Genomic DNA, 16,030 nt, shown 5'->3' with positions numbered 1-16,030 from the left:
CTGTTATTCCTCGGCTCCTGCGTGAGCGTGCTCACCCATGTCCATATCCATATGCTCGTCTTTCTTCATGTCCATCTTCTTGCTACCCATGAATTTGTTAATCACATCGACAAACAATTCAGGATTAGCGCTAGAGAAGTACTCAACCGGATGATATTCACTTGGCTTCGCTAATGCGTCGAACTCTGCCATGGTGGTCAGCTGATTAGGTGCTTTCTTAACGTTGGCAACCCACTGATCAAAGGTGGCATTATCGGGCGTTGCGATAGCGGTGAATTTCATTCCAGAGAATCCTGGACCGCTGTAGCTGCTGGAAATCCCGTTATATTTACCCGGTTCGTTGGCAATCAAATGCAGTTGGGTCTGCATGCCTGCCATCGCGTAAATCTGCCCACCTAAACGCGGAATGAAGAATGAGTTCATTACCGAGTTTGACGTGATGCGGAAATTAACCGGAGTATTAGCTGGGAAAGCCAGTTCATTAACGGTTGCAATCCCCAGATCTGGATAAACGAACAACCATTTCCAGTCGAGTGAAATTACATCGACACGGATCGGTTTAACGTCGGAGACCAGTGGTTTATACGGATCCAGTTCGTGAGTCGTTTTCCACGTTAATGTTGCGAGGATAGCGATAATGATAATTGGCACTGTCCAAACGACAGCTTCAATTTTATTAGAGTGAGACCAGTTGGGAGTGTATTTGGCATCGGTATTTGACGCGCGGAATTTACGCGTAAATACAATTGTCATTACGATTACTGGAATCACCACGATTAACATCAGCCCAAGGGCAGTCAGTATCAGGGATCTCTGCTCTAGACCTATTTGTCCTTTAGGATCCAGAAGCGCCATATCACAACCGCTCAGCAAGGCTGAGGCTGCGATTAAAGATAATATCCCAAAGCTTTTATTTAATTTACTGAGTCTCATCTAACGACCTCAATCGAAGGCTCTCTGTCGTCCCAAATGTAGGGGCATTTTACGGGAAGGTTGCAGATCTGTAAACATTCTTAAAGGTCTGTCACTCTATTGTTTAAAAAGTCCAGTTGGTTTGTTCAAAATGTCGCATTTCATGGTGTCTTTTAGGCGAAATGTAGCTATCAAATCAGAGGCTTATTTTCACTTTGTTGTAACAAAGTAAATGTAACAAAAGATATTTCTCTGCCTCTGAAAATCACGTTTTGTCACTTTTAGCCTAGCCCCTAATCTGCGGTTAGCCCATGTATTACCAGCTTAAAATAGGAATATGTGACACAGATCGTAGGGACATGTAACTCGTTACATTTAGGCTTATTTCTTCCCTTAGAAGGCACGAAACGTGAAAGAGATCTCTATTTGTTAATTTTTTGTTCTTCGTTTTTCCGACGCTAAATTTAATTTAGCGTGAAAAATAAGCAGTTATTTGAGGGCGAAAATACAGCGGAATATCAGTAAAAAATTATTTAGGGAATAATTAAGCGGTAAATGTGAAGAATAAAAAAACGCTGTCTAAAATATAGACAGCGTTTTTTTTATTATTTTAAGGCTTAAATTAATTTAGCAACGGAATTAAATGACCTGCTGTAGATCGCGTTGGCTGCGATAATCTAAACCTGCGCCAAGTAAAATGCCAAATAAACTCAGCAATAAGCCAATATTTAACAGCCAAGCCATGATGACGTCAGCACTGAAACCAGAGAGGCTTTCTGCGGCTAGCCCCAGTAGCCACAATGCGATCAGAATGCATCCGACCAACAGTGATTGAGAGGCCAGCTTATAGGCCCGAGCAAAACGGGTTCGGCGCGAGAATTCACCGGTGGTTTGCGTGTACTCCAAGGTTTTGCGGCAGGCGACCAGCAGCAAGAGTCCAGGAACGGCGGCGACGATTGAGAAAAGATAGAACAACGGCCAGCCATGTAATTCAACAAACCAACCCGCAACCGGCCCTACATAGACACGACCTACCGCTGAAAGTGCCGAGAGCAGGGCGAATTGGGTTGCTGAGAATGACTTGTTACACAGCGTCATTAACAAGGCGACAAACGCCGCGGTGCCCATTCCCCCGCAGAGGTTCTCGAGAAAAATAGCGCTGCCCATGGTAAGCAGGTTTTTATCGGTTACCGCCAGCAGCCAGTAGCCAAAATTGGATACCCCTTGCAAGATACCAAACAGCATTAATGCGCGGAAAAGGGACAAGCGCTGCATCAGTACGCCGCCAAACAAAGCGCCGACGATGGTGGCAAACAACCCTAGTGTCTTGTTGACGATACCAACTTCACCCGCGTCGAATCCGACACCGCGGATCAGAAACGTTGTGCTCAAACTACCGGCGAAAGCATCACCCATCTTGTACATCACAATGAGTAATAAAATTAACCATGCATTGTTTCGGCCAAAGAAATCCTTAAGCGGTTCAATCACGGCCTGTTCAAGCGTGCGTGGCGCAGGCGCTGATACCTGAGGTTCTGGTGCAAATAATGTAGCCAATATACCGATCAGCATTAAGCCAGCCATCAGCCAATAGGTACCCTGCCAGCCAAAATAGCGATCGGCTAACCACAGCGCTAACCCACCGGAAACCAGCATGGCAAGTCGATAACCCAAAACGGAAACAGCTGCGCCGGTTCCGCGTTCTTCGGCGCTAAGCAAATCGGTTTTATAGGCGTCGAAGACAATATCTTGGGAGGCTGAGCAGAATGCGACAATGACGGCCAAACCAGCGAGCCACCACAGATGCTGGATAGGATTGAGTAATCCCATGGCAAAGATAGTGATTAGCAGCAGGATTTGCGTGACTAAAAGCCAGCCACGGCGGCGACCAAGGAAAGAAGGCGTATAGCGATCCATCATCGGTGACCAAAGGAATTTAAACACGTAGGCCTGGCCAACCAGTGAAAAGAAGCCAATCGTTTTGAGATCGACGTTGGCAACGGTCATCCAAGCCTGAAGTGTACCGGAGGTTAATGCGAGAGGAAGGCCTGAGGCAAAACCCAACAGTAATAAAATGACCGTGTTACGTTGGGTGAAAATAGCTAAGTTTGAATTAGACATTCAATTGATTCCCATGCACTGCCCAAGGTCGGGCAGTGCGGGGTGAAAACGGTGTATGCCCATTATCATTCGATTGCGCTTTTATCCAACGGTCCGAATGACTCTGAGCATAGAGATTAACGTGCGTTGGCTTTGATGAAGTCGCTGATGCTAGTGTCTTGCGCCATGTTAGACACGATATCCGACATAGTATTGTTGACGGCATTAGTGATTTTGCTGTTTGACGCGGTAAATGCACCTTGCTCGTTGTAAACAGAGCGATAGTTTTTCACCTGCTTATTGCCATTTTTCGCCTGTGCGATAATGGAAATATCAGCATTGGTGGTGATGTTGTAGCGCAGGTTGCCTTCTTTTACATCGGCATACAGCTGGTTGACTACGATCTGCAAATCAACGGCACCGCTTGGACCCACCATATAACCGCGCTGGGTCATTTGGTTTTCCAGCACTTCCTGCAGCAAGAAACGCAGATCGCGTGAAGGCGTCAGCGTAACTAACTCGCCATCGCGATTCACTTTTGCCAGCGCTTTATCCTGGCGAACGTCGGCACCGTTAATGCTGATCGTAATGCCTTGCAAGGTTGGATCCTGCTGCGGCAACGTCATCTTAGGGTTAACGTCTATCGTATTCGAGCTGGTTGCGCATCCGGCCAAAGCGAAAACGGCCAAAAGCGGGAAAAACAGTTTTGTGATCATATTCATCGAGTTAATAACCATTTTTACGTGGGAAGATGCCGTGCTCATCCTTCATCTATGACCGAGTTAAGACTGAGTATGACTATGATGAATCAACGGACTTTACGGACAAAATATCCGCCATCATAGCATTGCCATTAGGATGTTGAAGCCCCCAATAAATATTTTTATCTTAAGGATAGTTAAATCACTATCGTGGTGGCGTTTTGCCTATCTGCTTAAACATTAAACTGACTTTCCAAGCCACCCATTTGAATGATAGACAGAAATTTTTTATAAGTTACGCTACGCAAAACACGATAAAAATGTTTCGCAGCGGCGTTAGTTGCAAAAAACAGCTACGCTTAACGTTAAGATGTGTTTTTCGATTGGGCGCTTGTCCGCGCCTGATGTGGGCTGTCACTGAAAATAAAGGTGATAGCTGAGCGGTTCCGAGAGGGAAATACATTCCATTAAGAGCAGCGCTCTTTCTGCCGATGCAGTATGAGGGGATATCTTATGATGAGAGAACAGATAGAAGCAAAGTTACGCGCCGCGTTTGAACCTTTCTATCTTGAGGTGGTTGATGAAAGCTATCGCCATAACGTACCGGCAGGTTCTGAAAGTCACTTTAAAGTTGTCATGGTTAGCGATCGTTTCCAAGGTGAGCGCTTCTTGACGCGTCATCGTTCTATATATGGCGTTTTGTCAGAGGAACTGGCCGACGGCGTACATGCGTTAGCCCTACATACCTACACCCATAAAGAGTGGGAGGCGTTGCAAGATACGGTTCCTGCATCACCGCCCTGTCGCGGGGCTGGCACCCTAGCCTAAGCTAACTTGCTTAAATAGGCGGCGAAAAGGCAAGTAAATTACCACGAAGGTGGAACTCTTAGCCGTTTTTGCTGTATTAATAGCGTGTTTGACGAGAAACGGCCCGAGTGGCCGTTTCTTTTTGCGTAGCAACTTTATGACTTAGGTGCGCACGCGATTTCGTGACTTTGGCCCGTGGACTTGGTGCTACAACGCTCTAATTTTGTACCCGAGTTGCTGAGGTATCGCTCGAAACTGTGAATCACGCCGCGGACAGTTGGCGTGCGGTTCTCGACTCATTGCTCATGCATCGCTATAATGTCGCGTCTATTTTTTCCTGAATGTATTCGGGACGCTTCTACGCCCAAAGTACTTGATGTTGTTGCTAGGCGGCCAGCGAGTGAATCCCGATGAGCTTACACCGGTAAGCGATTAGGGTGAATAACCGCAGCTAGCACCGTAGCGGCTTCAAGTAAGAAGGGATAAACAGGGAACACGGTTCTGCTGAAAGCGGCCGTCCCGGTTCTGTGGAGTCTGGTTTTCTTCGTTGAAAATGACTTCTGGAGTTGACCGAGCACTGTGATTTTTTGAGGTATAAGATGCAAGTTTCTGTTGAAACCACCGAAGGCCTTGGCCGCCGCGTAAATATTACTGTTGCAGCCGACAGCATTGAAAAAGCAGTAAACAGTGAGCTGGTCAACGTGGCTAAAAAAGCACGTATCGACGGCTTCCGTAAAGGTAAAGTGCCAATGCACATTATCTCTCAGCGTTATGGCGCTTCTGTTCGCCAGGACGTTCTGGGCGATCTGATGCAGCGTAACTTCGTTGATGCGATCATCAAAGAAAAACTGAACCCAGCTGGCGCGCCTAACTATGTACCAGGCGAATACAAACTGGGCGAAGACTTCTCTTTCGCAGTTGAATTCGAAGTTTACCCAGAGATCGAACTGAAAGATCTGGAAAGCATCGAAGTTGAAAAACCAGTTGTTGAAGTCACTGATGCTGACGTTGACGCGATGCTGGACACCCTGCGTAAGCAGCAGGCGACTTGGACTGCAACCGAACGTGCAGTTGAAGCTGAAGACCGCGTCACCGTAGATTTCACCGGCTCTATCGACGGCGAAGTTTTCGAAGGCGGCAAAGCCTCTGATTTCGTTCTGGCAATGGGCCAGGGTCGTATGATCCCAGGTTTCGAAGAAGGCATTCTGGGCCACAAAGCGGGTGAAGAATTCGCTATCGAAGTGACCTTCCCAGAAGATTACCACGCTGAAAACCTGAAAGGTAAAGCGGCTAAATTCGATATCGTTCTGAAGAAAGTTGAAGAACGTGAATTGCCAGAATTCACCGAAGAATTCATCAAACGTTTCGGCGTTGCTGATGGTTCTCTGGATGGTCTGAAAGCCGAAGTGCGTAAAAACATGGAACGCGAACTGAAAGGCGCGGTACGTAACCGTATCAAGTCTCAGGTTATCGACGGTCTGGTTAAAGCAAACGACATCGACGTTCCAGCTGCACTGATTGACGGTGAAGTTGACGTTCTGCGTCGTCAGGCTGCACAGCGTTTCGGTGGCAACGAGAAACAAGCTCTGGAACTGCCACGCGAACTGTTCGAAGAACAGGCTAAACGTCGTGTTGTTGTAGGTCTGTTGCTGGGTGAAGTTATCACCAAGAAAGAGCTGAAAGCTGATGAAGATCGCGTTAAAGCGCTGATCGAAGAAATGGCTTCTGCTTACGAAGATCCAAAAGAAGTGGTTGAGTTCTACAGCAAAAACAAAGAGCTGATGAACAACATGCGTAATGTTGCTCTGGAAGAACAAGCTGTTGAAGCACTGCTGGCTAGCGCTAAAGTGTCTGAAAAAGCGACCAACTTCAGCGAACTGATGAACCAGACTCAGGCTGCGTAATGTTGCTCTGAACGGCTTATTCGTTCCGAAGTAATAAAAACCTTCGCTCTTGGGCGAAGGTTTTTTTATGGGAAAAGGTTTATTTCTTTGATTACTGTCCCCAAATATTGGCTAAGTGTCTAACCTATAACAACAGACACAGACAGTTGGGCATGGTCAACGATGGTCAACATAGTTTATCTACAGTAGAATCAAAGCAAATAATGCCAAAGTGATTTCTATAGGAGACGGTTAATGTCATACAGTGGCGAGCGTGATTTAGCACCGCACATGGCCTTAGTGCCAATGGTTGTTGAACAGACTTCGCGTGGCGAACGTTCATACGATATTTTTTCCCGTCTGTTGAAAGAACGAATTATCTTCCTGACTGGTCAGGTTGAAGATCACATGGCAAATCTGATCGTGGCTCAGATGCTGTTCCTCGAAGCAGAAAACCCAGAGAAAGATATCCATCTTTATATCAACTCACCGGGCGGCGTCATTACTGCGGGTATGTCAATTTATGACACCATGCAGTTTATCAAACCGGATGTGAGCACCATCTGTATGGGACAAGCGTGTTCCATGGGCGCGTTTCTGCTGACGGCAGGGGCGAAAGGTAAGCGTTTCTGCCTGCCAAATTCACGCGTGATGATTCACCAGCCGTTGGGTGGTTTCCAAGGGCAGGCGACGGATATCGAAATCCACGCCAAAGAAATCCTGAAGGTTAAAGCTCGTATGAATGAGCTGATGGCAAAACATTCAGGTAAATCGCTCGAAGAGATCGAGCGTGATACCGAACGTGACCGCTTCTTGTCAGCGGACGAAGCTGTAGAATACGGCTTGGTTGATTCGGTAATGACTCACCGCGGCTGATTGTGTCAGACTAAGGCCTAGATTCAGGACGTCTGTGGAACCAAACGCATACGCTATTATCTCGTCCAACCGCCGATAGCGTGACTATCATGTTACGGCGGGTTGCCGATATACTATAGTGAATATAAAGCGCGGAGCGATGCTCGCATCGCGCTAATGGGTTGCATAGACTACGCTGATAGGCCGTTTTGCGCAGATTGGTCGCACTGCCGTTGAGCGGTCTTAGCCGTAATAGGCTGATTCGACGGGACAGATACTTAATGAAAGAGGTTTACTGATGACAGATAAGCGCAAAGACGGTTCAGGCAAGCTGCTGTACTGTTCTTTTTGCGGCAAAAGCCAGCATGAAGTTCGTAAGCTGATCGCCGGGCCGTCAGTGTATATCTGCGACGAGTGTGTCGATCTGTGTAATGACATCATTCGCGAAGAGATTAAAGAAGTTGCTCCGCATCGCGAGCGCAGCTCTCTGCCAACGCCGCATGAAATTCGTAACCATTTAGATGATTACGTCATTGGTCAAGAACAGGCGAAAAAAGTCTTGGCGGTAGCGGTGTATAACCACTACAAACGCCTGCGTAACGGCGACAGCAGCAACGGTGTAGAACTGGGCAAAAGTAATATTTTGCTGATCGGTCCAACCGGTAGTGGTAAAACTTTGCTGGCTGAAACGCTAGCACGTTTCCTTGATGTGCCATTTACCATGGCTGATGCAACGACCCTAACCGAAGCGGGTTATGTGGGCGAAGACGTTGAAAATATCATTCAGAAGCTGTTGCAGAAGTGTGATTACGACGTTCAGAAAGCACAGCGCGGTATCGTGTACATCGACGAAATCGATAAGATTTCTCGTAAGTCTGACAACCCGTCTATCACCCGTGATGTTTCAGGTGAAGGCGTACAGCAGGCATTGCTGAAGCTGATTGAAGGTACCATCGCTGCGGTTCCACCTCAGGGCGGCCGTAAGCATCCACAGCAGGAATTCCTACAGGTTGATACCTCTAAGATCCTGTTTATCTGTGGCGGTGCGTTTGCGGGCTTGGATAAAGTCATTGGCCAGCGTGTGAATACCGGCACCGGTATTGGTTTTGGTGCAACGGTTAAAGCGTTGTCTGAAAAAGCAACCGAAGGCGAGTTGCTGGCTCAGGCAGAACCAGAAGATTTGATCAAATTTGGTCTAATCCCTGAGTTCATTGGTCGTTTGCCGGTTGTCGCTACTCTGCGTGAACTGAGCGAAGACGCGCTGATTCAGATCCTGAAAGAGCCAAAAAATGCCCTGACCAAACAATATCAGGCATTATTTAATCTGGAAGGTGTCGATCTGGAGTTCCGTGACGAAGCCCTGACGGCTATCGCGAAAAAAGCGATGGCGCGTAAAACAGGTGCTCGTGGTCTGCGTTCTATCGTTGAAGGCGCGCTGCTGGAAACGATGTACGACTTGCCATCAATGGAAAACGTCGAAAAAGTGGTTGTCGACGAAAATGTCATTGAAGGTCAGGCGGAGCCAATGCTGATTTATGGTAAACCAGAAGCACAAGCTTCTGGCGAATAATTAGCCAGTAAACTGATGGGTTATCAATAAAATGGGGGATTTTATCTCCCATTTTTTTTTCTGTTGTTGTTTGCGTTGAATCCCTGGTAAACATCCCCATATACTCAGATACAAACTGGGTGAAGCAACAACGTAAAACGGGTTGTAAGATTCCCATAACCTGGCGGAAGCTAAACTAAGAGAGAGCTCTATGAATCCTGAGCGTTCCGAACGCATAGAAATCCCCGTATTGCCTCTGCGCGATGTGGTGGTTTATCCGCACATGGTGATTCCATTGTTCGTAGGCCGGGAAAAGTCAATCCGGTGCCTAGAAGCCGCAATGGATCACGACAAGAAGATCCTGCTGGTCGCGCAAAAGGAAGCCTCAACGGATGAACCAGGGGTAAATGACCTTTTCTCTGTAGGTACCGTTGCCTCTATTTTACAGATGCTGAAATTACCCGATGGCACCGTCAAAGTGCTGGTCGAGGGGCTTCAGCGTGCGAAAATCACTACGTTATCTGACAGTGGTGAGCATTTTGCTGCACAGGCTGAATATTTAGACATTCCAGAAATGGACGAGCGCGAACAAGAAGTATTGGTTCGTACCGCCATTAATCAGTTTGAAGGCTACATCAAACTGAACAAAAAGATCCCACCAGAAGTGCTGACCTCGCTCAACAGTATTGACGATGCGGCTAAGCTGGCAGATACCATTGCTGCACACATGCCGTTGAAGTTAAACGACAAGCAGGCCGTGTTGGAAATGTCAGACGTGACTGAACGTCTGGAATATCTGATGGCGATGATGGAGTCTGAAATCGATCTGCTGCAGGTTGAAAAACGCATTCGTAACCGCGTTAAAAAGCAGATGGAAAAGAGCCAGCGCGAGTACTATCTGAATGAGCAAATGAAAGCGATTCAGAAAGAACTGGGCGAAATGGACGATACGCCAGACGAATTCGAAGCGCTGAAACGCAAAATCGAAGCGGCAAAAATGCCGAAAGATGCGCGCGAGAAAACGGAAGCTGAGCTGCAAAAGCTGAAGATGATGTCGCCGATGTCTGCTGAAGCAACCGTAGTGCGTGGCTATATCGATTGGATGATTCAGGTTCCGTGGAATGCGCGCAGCAAGGTCAAAAAAGATCTGAATAAAGCGCAGGAAATTCTAGATACCGATCATTACGGCCTTGAGCGCGTCAAAGACCGTATTCTGGAATATTTAGCGGTTCAGAGTCGCGTTAGCAAAATTAAAGGGCCTATCCTCTGTCTGGTAGGGCCTCCAGGGGTCGGTAAGACCTCTTTGGGTCAGTCTATTGCTCGTGCTACGGGGCGCCAGTATGTGCGTATGGCGCTGGGTGGCGTGCGTGATGAAGCCGAAATTCGTGGCCATCGTCGTACCTATATCGGTTCTATGCCGGGCAAACTGATCCAGAAGATGGCAAAGGTTGGGGTGAAAAACCCACTGTTCCTGCTCGATGAGATCGACAAAATGTCTTCGGACATGCGTGGCGATCCGGCTTCAGCGCTGCTGGAAGTTCTGGATCCAGAACAGAATATCGCGTTCAACGACCATTATCTGGAAGTTGATTACGATCTGTCTGACGTTATGTTTGTGGCAACATCGAACTCGATGAACATTCCTGCGCCGTTGTTGGATCGTATGGAAGTGATTCGTCTGTCGGGTTATACCGAAGATGAAAAACTCAACATTGCGAAACAGCATCTGCTGCCAAAACAGTTGGAACGCAACGCACTGAAAAAAGGTGAGTTGACGGTTGATGACAGCGCAATCAGCGGCATTATTCGCTATTACACTCGCGAAGCGGGCGTGCGTAGTCTGGAACGTGAAATCTCAAAACTGTGCCGTAAGGCGGTAAAAAACCTGCTGATGGATAAATCCGTTAAGCATATTGAGATCAACGGCGACAACCTGAAAGACTTCTTAGGTGTGCAGCGCTACGACTATGGCCGTGCGGACAGTGAAAACCGCGTGGGTCAGGTTACTGGCTTGGCATGGACTGAAGTGGGCGGCGATCTGCTGACGATTGAAACCGCATGCGTACCAGGTAAAGGCAAGCTGACTTATACCGGTTCTTTAGGTGAAGTCATGCAGGAGTCCATTCAGGCTGCGTTAACCGTGGTTCGTGCTCGCGCTGAGAAATTGGGTATCAACCCTGATTTCTACGAAAAACGCGATATTCACGTCCATGTGCCTGAAGGTGCAACGCCGAAAGATGGCCCAAGCGCGGGTATTGCGATGTGTACCGCGTTGGTTTCATGCTTAACCGGTAATCCTGTGCGTGCCGATGTGGCTATGACCGGTGAAATTACGCTGCGTGGTTTAGTGTTGCCTATCGGTGGTTTGAAAGAAAAACTGCTGGCGGCTCACCGCGGTGGAATTAAAACCGTGCTGATCCCAGACGAAAACAAACGCGATTTGGAAGAGATTCCAGACAACGTATTGGCCGATCTGGATATCCATCCGGTGAAACGAATTGATGAAGTTTTAGCCTTGGCGCTGCAAAATTCACCATTCGGAATGGAAGTGGTTACCGCGAAATAGTGATATATCGCATAAACCGCTGATAAAACCTATGCTGGCAGTCGATTTCGGACTTGCCAGCATTTTTTTGTGCAGCTAACTTAGAGCCCTGTCAAATTAGGAAAAGCCGCATCTCATGTGTCTTGCCATGAACTGACAGGATTGATATAACAGCAGCGCAGCCGTACCCTAAGGACAATATTCCAGTACGGCATAAGATTTCTAAAGGGGATGAAAGAGTGAATAAGTCACAACTGGTCGATAAGATTGCCGAAGGCGCAGATATTTCTAAAGCAGCAGCTGGCCGTGCATTAGATGCGATTATTGCGTCTGTTACTGAGTCTTTGCAGAGCGGTGATTCTGTTGCTCTGGTCGGTTTTGGTACTTTTGACGTGCGCGAACGTTCAGCACGTACTGGCCGTAACCCTCAGACAGGTAAAGAAATCAGCATTCCTGCTGCCAAAGTACCTGGCTTCCGTGCTGGCAAGGCACTGAAAGACGCTGTTAATTAATAACGCGTCCGACTCAACCGTCTGAATTTGTTTGTATGTTATGAACCCACGTGAGTGGAAACAATGAAACATTAGACTGACGTGGCTGAGTTGCTAGGGTAAAATACAAGGCGCATCGTAACCGATGCGCTTTTTTTATGGCTAAAGTTTCATGGAAACAGAGCCTTTCCCAGTAGGTCGATTCGGTTAATGGGATAGGTTTTTGATCTTATAGCCCAATTTTATCGTATTACGTGTGCAGTGTTGGCTACGAATCAGATAGACTGAGCCGACAAAAATTACTGTATTACCCACAATCACAGCGGAGTGTTGCCACACTATGATGGACAATTTACGCGCGGCCGCTAATCACGTCGTGCTCAAAATCATCCTGGGCCTAATCATCGTGTCATTTGTTTTGACCGGGGTAGGGGGTTATTTGACCGGCGGTTCCGGTGACTATGCGGCGAAAGTCGATGGTCAGGAAATTAGCCGTGGTCAGCTTGAGCAAGCGGTTCAAAGCGAACGTAGTCGCTTACAGCAGCAATTGGGCGACCAATTTTCAGTGTTGGCAGGTAACGAAGGCTATATGAAAGAGCTGCGTAAGCAGGCTCTTAACCGCCTAATTGATGACACTCTGCTTGATCAGTACGCCAAGAAATTGGGTCTGGGAATTAGCGATGAGCAGGTGAAAGAAGCTATCTGGGCCATGCCTTACTTCCAGACTAACAACCAGTTCGATAATGCTAAATATCTGAACATCATTGCCAATATGGGATTAAGTCCAGATAACTATGCGCAGTTGGTTCGCCAGCAGCTCACCAGCCAACAGCTGATTCAGGCTTACACCGCAACGGGCTTCACGCTGCCGGTAGAAGTGGAAGCTATGGCTGCGTTAACCATGCAGCAGCGCGATGTGCGTTTGGCAACGATTGATATCAAAGCGTTGGAAAAAGCTCAGCAGGTTACTGATGAAGAGCTGAAATCCTACTACGAGCAAAATAGAAATAGTTTTATTGCGCCGGAAGAAGTGAAGGTTAGCTATATCGAAATGGATGCCGCGGCGATTCAGGACAAAATTACCGTTTCTGATGAGGATATCGCAGCTTATTACGATCAGCATAAATCCAGCTACACCCAGCCGGAGCGCAAAGATTACAGCGTTATTCAGGTAAAAACTGAAGCCGATGCTAAAGCGGTATTGGATGAACTGAACGGCGGTGCCGATTTCGCCAAAGTCGCTGCTGAGAAATCCACTGACATCATCTCGCGTAAAAACGGCGGTGAGTTGGGATGGTTAGAACCGGGCACTACGCCAGATGAAATTCTGGGTGCTAAGTTAACCACCAAAGGTCAGCTATCAGGCGCAGTAAAATCAAGCGTTGGCTATCTCGTTATTCGCCTGAATGACGTGAAACCAGAGCAGGTAAAACCGCTGGCCGAAGTCCGTGCGGATATTGCCACTCAGGTTAAACAGCAGAAAGCACTGGATGCTTACTACGCGTTACAGCAAAAAGTGAGCGACTCTGCAACCAGCGATAATGAATCACTGGCCGGTGCAGAAGAAGCCGCTGGCGTGAAGGCGACTGAAACTGGCTGGTTTACGCGCGACAGCGTTCCTGCTGCGCTGAACTTCAAACCGGTTACTCAGGCAATCTTCGATGGTTCTCTGATCGGTGAGAATGGCGCACCAGGAAGCAACTCTGATGTGATCAGCGCTGAAGGCGACCGTGCTTTCGTGATCCGTATTTCTGGTCATAAGCCGGAAGGCGTTAAGCCGATGGATCAGGTTAAAGATCAAATCACCAATATGGTGAAGCGTCAGAAAGCCATCCAGCAGGCACGTAATGAAGGCGACAAGTTACTGAGCGCCTTGCAGTCTGGCAAAGGTGATGAAGCGCTGAAAGCAGCGGGGATTAGCTTTGGTGCAGAACAGACCTTAACGCGTGCCTCTGAGGATCGTCAGTTAGCAGATACCGTGTTTGCCATGGCGCAGCCAAAAGACAACAAGCCGGTTTATGGCTTGGCTCAGGATCGTCAAGACAACATCGTGCTGATCCAATTGGACGCGGTTAAGTCGGGTCATTTGAGTAATGAAGAGCTTAAAGCCTTCTCTTCTCAGATGTTGACTGGTGCAACCGGCATTACCTTCGATTCACTGATGGATAATCTGCGTTCAAATGCCAAAATTAAATTAGGCAGCGCAGCGAGCGAAATGCAGTAAGCATCGCAATAAATTTGCATCCTGATGCAATCACAAAAGGCCGCTTATGCGGCCTTTTCCATATCTAGAGAATGGTGTTTGTCATGTTTTTTATCCTGCTGCACTCTGTGTTCGCTGACACACAACAGGAGAATTTCAGCATGAAAAAGCAAAAAATGATGGCGCAATTAATTGGTGTATGGGCCTTGCTTACAGGGGCCTTACTATTACCGTTACAGGCTCAAGCAGCGACGACGGCTAGACCAACAGCCCCAAGCGTTGAACAAACTCAAAAAGCCACTGATCTTCAACCGGTAACTAAAGATGCCTCACCGGGCATTGTGGGAACCAGTATCAATATCAATACGGCCAGTGCGGAAGAAATAGCAACGGTGCTCAACGGTGTTGGCCTGAAGAAAGCACAGGCGATCGTGGAATATCGTGAGAAAAACGGGGCCTTTACCCAGATAGAGCAGTTGGAAGAGGTGAAGGGAATTGGCGCAGCATTAATCGCACGCAACCGCGATCGTTTAAAATTGTGATCGAGCACAAAATTCAGTGGTCTAACCAGTTTGGTTTTTTAGCGCTCTGCTACTTTCAATAGTGCGCTAAGAATTAAAAATAGCTGAGCAGGCGACTGCATGTTTGCAGTCGCTTCAGTCAAATACTGGAAAAGGCCACATGAACGATGAGCAATGCAACCATTATTAAGGTTCGAGGATACCATTTAGATGTCTATCAGCATGTCAATAACGCCCGTTACCTTGAGTTCCTTGAGGAGGCGCGCTGGCAGTGGCTTGAAGACCATGGTGCTTTTGATTGGATGATGAAGGAGGCCATCGCGTTTATGGTGGTGAATCTCAACATCAACTATCGTCGCGGCGCGGTGCTAAATGATGAGCTGGTGGTGGAAAGTAAACTGCATCAGCTTAATGGCCGTAGCGGCGTGTTAAATCAAATCATCACTCGCACTTCGGATAATGAAATTATCATTGATGCTGCTTTAACGTTTGTTTGCACCGATCTGAGAACGCAAAAAGCATTGCCTTTGGAAGGCGCATTACGCGATCGTCTGCTGGAATTGAGCGGAGATAAGTGAAAATCATAAAATGAGCCGCCAATGCGAGAATATAGCGGCTCATTGAAACGTGATGACCGTTTGAGAGATCGAGATACACGGGGCTAGCACACCGCGGGGCGCTCCGGTAGCTAAAGCTGCTACGACCCCATCGGTGTACTTCCCCTAAAATCAGGCTTAAGTGACCAACATTGATCTTACAGACCGGTTTTTTCTTTCAGGCTTGCAGAAACCGCCGCGCGGTTTGCTAAATAATCATTGAGCCCGTGCGAACGCAAATGGCAGGCAGCGCATTCGCCGCAGCCGTCACCTTGAATACCGTTGTAGCAGGTGAGCGTTTCCTGACGAACCAGATCAAGTTTTTGGTAATGATCGGCTAACGCCCAAGTTTCTGCTTTATTCAGCCACATCAACGGGGTTTCGAAACGAACGTCGCGCGCCATGCCTAAGACAATCGCTTTGTTTAACGCTTTCACAAATTCGTCACGGCAGTCTGGGTAGCCGGAAAAATCAGTTTCGCATACACCGGTAATCACGGCCTCAGCCTGTACTTGGTAAGCATAAATAGCCGCTAAGGTCAGGAATAGAATATTGCGGCCAGGCACAAAGGTATTTGGGATACCGTCTTCGCTTTCGGTTGGAACCGGAATGTTGTCGCGGGTAAGACTGCTTATTGCTAGTTCGTTAAGCAAACCAACGTCGAGTACTTTATGCGCTGATGCGCCGAGTTTAATGGCGAGATCGCGTGCGACGTCAATTTCAGCACGATGGCGTTGGCCATAATCAAAAGTGATGCAATGCACTTCGTCATAACGTTCCAAAGCTTGAATTAGACAAGTTGTGGAGTCTTGACCACCACTGAATACTACCACCGCGCGTTTCATTGCCTTACCTCTATATCAATCT

13 protein-coding genes are annotated in these 16,030 nt (G+C 47.7%); 9 read left to right on the top strand and 4 right to left on the bottom strand.

Annotated features, from left to right (window positions below; translation table 11 throughout):
* Window positions 1-3: 3 nt before the first annotated feature.
* From cyoA to U0008_RS16065, 3 genes are all read right to left on the bottom strand, one after another.
* Entirely contained in the window at window positions 4-933 is a 930-nt protein-coding gene (gene cyoA / locus U0008_RS16075) for a cytochrome o ubiquinol oxidase subunit II (protein ID WP_025799998.1), read from the bottom strand.
* A 618-nt stretch (window positions 934-1,551) separates the two neighbouring features.
* On the bottom strand, window positions 1,552-3,033 hold the full coding sequence (gene ampG, locus U0008_RS16070) for a muropeptide MFS transporter AmpG (RefSeq protein ID WP_025799996.1): 1,482 nt from the start codon (window positions 3,031-3,033) through the stop codon (window positions 1,552-1,554).
* A 116-nt stretch (window positions 3,034-3,149) separates the two neighbouring features.
* A complete protein-coding gene (locus U0008_RS16065) occupies window positions 3,150-3,728 on the bottom strand; it encodes a lipoprotein (protein WP_043495013.1) in 579 nt (192 codons plus the stop codon).
* Between the two features lie 483 nt (window positions 3,729-4,211).
* Between U0008_RS16065 and bolA the strand changes: the two genes are divergently transcribed.
* From bolA to U0008_RS16020, 9 genes are all read left to right on the top strand, one after another.
* A complete protein-coding gene (bolA, locus tag U0008_RS16060; RefSeq protein WP_172625154.1) occupies window positions 4,212-4,541 on the top strand; it encodes a transcriptional regulator BolA in 330 nt (109 codons plus the stop codon).
* Between the two features lie 578 nt (window positions 4,542-5,119).
* Complete coding sequence (tig, locus tag U0008_RS16055; RefSeq protein ID WP_025799991.1) at window positions 5,120-6,424, top strand: trigger factor; 1,305 nt, start codon at window positions 5,120-5,122, stop codon at window positions 6,422-6,424.
* A gap of 234 nt (window positions 6,425-6,658) precedes the next feature.
* Window positions 6,659-7,279, top strand: coding sequence for an ATP-dependent Clp endopeptidase proteolytic subunit ClpP (gene clpP, locus U0008_RS16050; RefSeq protein ID WP_025799989.1), 621 nt, complete (start codon window positions 6,659-6,661; stop codon window positions 7,277-7,279).
* 277 nt (window positions 7,280-7,556) lie between these two features.
* Window positions 7,557-8,828 carry an ATP-dependent protease ATP-binding subunit ClpX gene (clpX, locus tag U0008_RS16045; RefSeq protein WP_025799987.1) on the top strand — a complete coding sequence of 424 codons (1,272 nt, stop codon included), beginning with the start codon at window positions 7,557-7,559 and terminating at the stop codon, window positions 8,826-8,828.
* A 190-nt stretch (window positions 8,829-9,018) separates the two neighbouring features.
* Window positions 9,019-11,373, top strand: coding sequence for an endopeptidase La (gene lon, locus U0008_RS16040; protein WP_025799985.1), 2,355 nt, complete (start codon window positions 9,019-9,021; stop codon window positions 11,371-11,373).
* 218 nt (window positions 11,374-11,591) lie between these two features.
* On the top strand, window positions 11,592-11,864 hold the full coding sequence (gene hupB / locus U0008_RS16035) for a nucleoid-associated protein HU-beta (RefSeq protein ID WP_008814266.1): 273 nt from the start codon (window positions 11,592-11,594) through the stop codon (window positions 11,862-11,864).
* A 319-nt stretch (window positions 11,865-12,183) separates the two neighbouring features.
* Entirely contained in the window at window positions 12,184-14,067 is a 1,884-nt protein-coding gene (gene ppiD, locus U0008_RS16030) for a peptidylprolyl isomerase (protein WP_043495006.1), read from the top strand.
* 140 nt (window positions 14,068-14,207) lie between these two features.
* The gene (locus U0008_RS16025) at window positions 14,208-14,588 is read left to right on the top strand and encodes a ComEA family DNA-binding protein (RefSeq protein WP_043495011.1); all 381 of its coding nucleotides are present in this window, start codon (window positions 14,208-14,210) and stop codon (window positions 14,586-14,588) included.
* 146 nt (window positions 14,589-14,734) lie between these two features.
* A complete protein-coding gene (locus U0008_RS16020) occupies window positions 14,735-15,145 on the top strand; it encodes a YbgC/FadM family acyl-CoA thioesterase (protein WP_025799978.1) in 411 nt (136 codons plus the stop codon).
* A gap of 176 nt (window positions 15,146-15,321) precedes the next feature.
* On the opposite strand, the gene queC is transcribed toward U0008_RS16020, so the two are convergent.
* The gene (gene queC / locus U0008_RS16015) at window positions 15,322-16,008 is read right to left on the bottom strand and encodes a 7-cyano-7-deazaguanine synthase QueC (protein ID WP_025799977.1); all 687 of its coding nucleotides are present in this window, start codon (window positions 16,006-16,008) and stop codon (window positions 15,322-15,324) included.
* Window positions 16,009-16,030: the final 22 nt, after the last annotated feature.

The organism is Hafnia alvei (assembly GCF_034424155.1).
In the GTDB taxonomy this organism is placed as follows: Bacteria; Pseudomonadota; Gammaproteobacteria; order Enterobacterales; family Enterobacteriaceae; genus Hafnia; species Hafnia alvei.
The sequence above is the reverse complement of the archived record's forward strand: the minus strand, read 5'-3'. Positions and strand labels throughout refer to the sequence as shown.

What these genes read in the sequence shown, in the direction of transcription:
- cyoA (WP_025799998.1), bottom strand. Translation starts at nt 933, where the DNA reads ATGAGACTCAGTAAATTAAATAAAAGCTTTGGGATATTATCTTTAATC.
- ampG (WP_025799996.1), bottom strand. Translation starts at nt 3,033, where the DNA reads ATGTCTAATTCAAACTTAGCTATTTTCACCCAACGTAACACGGTCATT.
- U0008_RS16065 (WP_043495013.1), bottom strand. Translation starts at nt 3,728, where the DNA reads ATGATCACAAAACTGTTTTTCCCGCTTTTGGCCGTTTTCGCTTTGGCC.
- bolA (WP_172625154.1), top strand. Translation starts at nt 4,212, where the DNA reads ATGAGGGGATATCTTATGATGAGAGAACAGATAGAAGCAAAGTTACGC.
- tig (WP_025799991.1), top strand. Translation starts at nt 5,120, where the DNA reads ATGCAAGTTTCTGTTGAAACCACCGAAGGCCTTGGCCGCCGCGTAAAT.
- clpP (WP_025799989.1), top strand. Translation starts at nt 6,659, where the DNA reads ATGTCATACAGTGGCGAGCGTGATTTAGCACCGCACATGGCCTTAGTG.
- clpX (WP_025799987.1), top strand. Translation starts at nt 7,557, where the DNA reads ATGACAGATAAGCGCAAAGACGGTTCAGGCAAGCTGCTGTACTGTTCT.
- lon (WP_025799985.1), top strand. Translation starts at nt 9,019, where the DNA reads ATGAATCCTGAGCGTTCCGAACGCATAGAAATCCCCGTATTGCCTCTG.
- ppiD (WP_043495006.1), top strand. Translation starts at nt 12,184, where the DNA reads ATGATGGACAATTTACGCGCGGCCGCTAATCACGTCGTGCTCAAAATC.
- U0008_RS16025 (WP_043495011.1), top strand. Translation starts at nt 14,208, where the DNA reads ATGAAAAAGCAAAAAATGATGGCGCAATTAATTGGTGTATGGGCCTTG.
- U0008_RS16020 (WP_025799978.1), top strand. Translation starts at nt 14,735, where the DNA reads ATGAGCAATGCAACCATTATTAAGGTTCGAGGATACCATTTAGATGTC.
- queC (WP_025799977.1), bottom strand. Translation starts at nt 16,008, where the DNA reads ATGAAACGCGCGGTGGTAGTATTCAGTGGTGGTCAAGACTCCACAACT.